The organism is Candidatus Eisenbacteria bacterium (genome assembly GCA_016867715.1).
Taxonomy (GTDB): Bacteria; Orphanbacterota; Orphanbacteria; order Orphanbacterales; family Orphanbacteraceae; genus VGIW01.
Genome location: VGIW01000156.1, coordinates 1 through 3,334, shown reverse-complemented (window position 1 = coordinate 3,334; position 3,334 = coordinate 1). Strand labels below are relative to the sequence as shown.

The window sequence follows — 3,334 nt, the reverse complement described above, 5'->3', positions numbered from 1 at the left end:
GAGAAGCTCGCGGATCCGGATCCGCTTCGAGCGCTTGATCTGCAGACGGCGGATGAACTCGAGCGTCGAGAACGCCACGACGCGGGCGCGCGGGCGGTTCAAAAGGTGGATCACCACCGGAATCGCAGCGGCGAGAAGGCCGACCCAGAAGAAGATGCTCTGTAGGAACGCCATCGGTCCCCTTCCGATCGGAGGAGCGGAAGGTCTTCGCTCCCCGCGCTCGCGGCCCGAGCGCGCGCATGGTCCGGATTAGAACACGGGATCCGCGGTGGACACCCAGATCGCCTCGGCGCCGCTCCGAGTGTTCGAGTAGAAGACGTGGGGCCGGTTCGACCGGAAATGAAGACTGTCCCCGCTCCTCAGCCGGTAGCGATCGTCCCCCACGACCACCTCGAGCGAACCCTTCAGAACCGCGAGCGCCTCTTCTCCTTCGTGCCTTCGGAGGGGTGGTTCGTTCAGGACCGGAGCGGCCTTCACGTAGCAGAAGCGAAGCGTGCCCCCCGCGATGCCTCCGGTCAGTCTCTCCAGACGAAGCCCGCATTTCTCGCTGATGAGCGCGCTTCGATCGCTCTTCGAACGGTGGGAGGCTTCTTCGAGGATTTCTTCTTCGATAAAGTAACTCGTGGTCCGGTCGAGCGCCTTGGCGAGTTTCTCGAGCGCGCCGACCGTCGGGGAGGTCATCCCGCGCTCGATCTGCGAGGTGTGCGTCATGGAGACTCCGGAGAGGTTCTCCACTTCCTTCAGCGTCAAGCCTCTTTGAAGGCGGACCGTCCTCAGCCTTCTTCCGAGTTCCTCTCGCGAGGGCATAGATGTCGCCTTCTCCGTCCGTCGATCGGCGCGAGCGCGCCGCGCCGAAAAGCGCCGGTCCGTTCCCGCGAGCCGGGCGATCTCCGCGGCGGCCGCGGGAGATGGATAGTGGAAGAACCCGCGCCTGAAACTACCACGCGCGCCCCTTCCTGTCAAGACGGCGGGGGCCGCGAAGCGGGCGCGTCAACCAAGCCGCGATCGTTTGCCGAGATAGGCGAAGAGCGCCGCGTCGTACGGAGTGCTTGTCTCGATGAAGTTGTAGTCGATCCGGTTCTCGCGGCAAACCGATCGATAGTGAGCCCTCCAGCGCTCGATTTCGCGCGCGTAGTCCCCCCGGATCCGCCACGGCTGCGCGGTGACGTGATCGTCCTTTTCGAGATCCTCGAAGCGGGACTCGCGGTCGAAATCGAAGCGCACCTCCTTCGGATCGAGGATGTGGAAGACGACGACCTCGTGCTTCTTGTGGCGGAAGAAGCGGAGCGCGGTGAGGACTTTTTCCGGATCGTCCATCAGGTCGGAGAGGAGGACGACGAGTCCTCTCCGGCGAATCCTCTCGGCGAGCTTGCGGAGAGCGGCGCCGACGTTGGTTCGCGAGGAGCTTCGCGCGGCTTCCAGCTCGCGCAGGATCCGATGGAGATGAGCCGGCGCCGCGCGCGGCGCCAGATAGCGGCGGAGCTCGTCGTCGAAGAGAACGAGTCCCACCGAGTCGCGCTGCTTCAGCATGAGATAGGCGAGCGAAGCGGCGAGCTGCGCGGCGTAGACGAACTTGGTCACGCTCCCCGAGCCGTAGCCCATCGAGCCGCTCGCATCGAGAAGAAGGTAGGCGCGAAGGTTGGTTTCCTCTTCATATTCCTTGACATAAAACTTGTCCGACTTCGCGTAGACCTTCCAGTCGACGTGCCGGAGAGGATCGCCGGGCATGTACTGGCGATGTTCGGCGAACTCGACGCTGAACCCGCGGTACGGGCTCCGGTGAAGCCCCGCCACGAACCCCTCGACGACGAGCCTCGCCTTGATATCCATGCGGGAAAGGCGCGCGACGACCTCCGGATCGAGAAACCGGCGGCTCTCTTCGATGGTGCTCATTTTCCGTCCCGCGGGACGGCGTCGAGGAGGCGTCCGACGATGGCGAGAGCGTCCACACCCTCCGCCTCGGCGCTGAAGTTCGTGACGATCCGGTGGCGGAGAACCGCGGGCGCGACATGCACGACATCATCGATCGACGGAGCGTAGCGCCCGTCGAGGATCGCCCGCGTCTTGGCGCCGAGGAGGAGATACTGCGAGGCGCGCGGGCCGGCTCCCCAGCTGATCCACTCCTTCACGAAGTCGGGGCGCTCCTTCGCCGTCGGGCGCGTCGCGCGCGCAAGCCGGACCGCGTAGTGGACGACGTGGGAAGGGGCGGGAACGCGGCGAACGAGCTTCTGGAGCTCGACGATCTCCGCGGCGCCGAGCACCTTCTTGAGGTCCGCCTCGTACGCGCTCGTCGTCGTCTCCGCGATCACTCGCTCTTCCTCGTCGGACGGGTAGTCGACCCAAAGGTTGAACATGAAACGATCGAGCTGCGCCTCCGGGAGCGGGTAGGTCCCCTCCTGCTCGATCGGGTTCTGCGTGGCGAGGACGAAGAAGGGCGGGGAGAGATCGTACGTGCGTCCCCCCGCGGTCACCTGGTGCTCCTGCATCGCCTGGAGGAGCGCGGCTTGCGTCTTCGGCGGCGTCCGGTTGATCTCGTCGGCGAGGACGATGTTCGCGAACACAGGGCCGCGGAGGAACGTGAAGACACGCTTGTGCGTCCCCCGGTCCTCCTCCAGGATATCGGTCCCCGTGATGTCGCTCGGCATCAGGTCCGGCGTGAACTGGATCCGGCTGAACTCGAGATCGAGAACGCGGGCCAGCGTGCTGATGAGGAGCGTCTTCGCGAGCCCGGGCACCCCGACGAGAAGACAGTGGCCGTTCGCGAGGAGCGAGATGAGAAGGCCGTCGATCACCTCATGCTGCCCGACGATCACTTTCCGAAGCTCGCCGAGAATGCGTTCCCTCGCGTCCTTCAGTTGCTGAACGGCTTTGAGATCCGCTTCCAAGTTCCTCTCCCTCTTTGTTTCCGTTCGACCGAACGGCACTCGCTTCCCACCCGCGCGGCGAGCCCAGGGTTCCCGAGAATAGCAGCGCCCCTTTCGCAAATCAACGGTCCGGCGTTACAATCGCGTCCCCGTCGGAGGACCGCGGATGGTGACGAACCGGAATATCGGCGAGGTGCTTCGAATCGTCGCGCTCGAGGGGCGGCGCTTCGAGGAACCATCCCTTTCCCGGATCGCGAGGAGGAAGCGCGACCCCTTTCTCGTCCTGATCGGCTGCCTCCTCTCGCTTCGCACAAAGGACGAGACGACCGACGCCGCGTCCGCGCGGCTCTTCGCGCTCGCCCGGACTCCGGAAGAGATCGCCCGCCTCCCCCTTCGAACGATCGAGAAGGCGATCTTCCCGGTCGGGTTCTACCGGAAGAAGGCGCTCGTGTTGCGCGGCGTGTCGAAGA

Annotated in this window: 5 protein-coding genes; 1 reads left to right on the top strand and 4 read right to left on the bottom strand. The window is 65.1% G+C overall.

Features of this window, described 5'->3' with window-relative positions:
- From FJY73_14225 to FJY73_14210, 4 genes are all read right to left on the bottom strand, one after another.
- A partial coding sequence (locus FJY73_14225) for a BatA domain-containing protein (GenBank protein ID MBM3321817.1) occupies nucleotides 1–174 on the bottom strand: 174 nt, incomplete at its 3' end.
- A gap of 75 nt (nucleotides 175–249) precedes the next feature.
- On the bottom strand, nucleotides 250–750 hold the full coding sequence (locus FJY73_14220) for a helix-turn-helix transcriptional regulator (GenBank protein MBM3321816.1): 501 nt from the start codon (nucleotides 748–750) through the stop codon (nucleotides 250–252).
- A gap of 240 nt (nucleotides 751–990) precedes the next feature.
- Nucleotides 991–1,893 (bottom strand): DUF58 domain-containing protein, encoded by a 903-nt coding sequence (locus FJY73_14215; protein MBM3321815.1) that lies wholly within the window; start codon nucleotides 1,891–1,893, stop codon nucleotides 991–993.
- Nucleotides 1,890–2,924, bottom strand: a complete 1,035-nt coding sequence (locus FJY73_14210) for a MoxR family ATPase (GenBank protein ID MBM3321814.1) — start codon at nucleotides 2,922–2,924, stop codon at nucleotides 1,890–1,892. Before FJY73_14210 ends, FJY73_14215 begins: the two co-directional genes overlap by 4 nt.
- Nucleotides 2,925–3,030: 106 nt before the next feature.
- On the opposite strand from FJY73_14210, the gene FJY73_14205 reads away from it, so the two are divergent.
- Nucleotides 3,031–3,334, top strand: a 304-nt coding sequence (locus FJY73_14205) for an endonuclease III (GenBank protein ID MBM3321813.1), incomplete at its 3' end; no start/stop codon positions are given.

Excerpts from the sequence above, each read along its gene's own strand:
- FJY73_14215 (MBM3321815.1), bottom strand. The coding sequence starts at position 1,893 with ATGAGCACCATCGAAGAGAGCCGCCGGTTTCTCGATCCGGAGGTCGTC.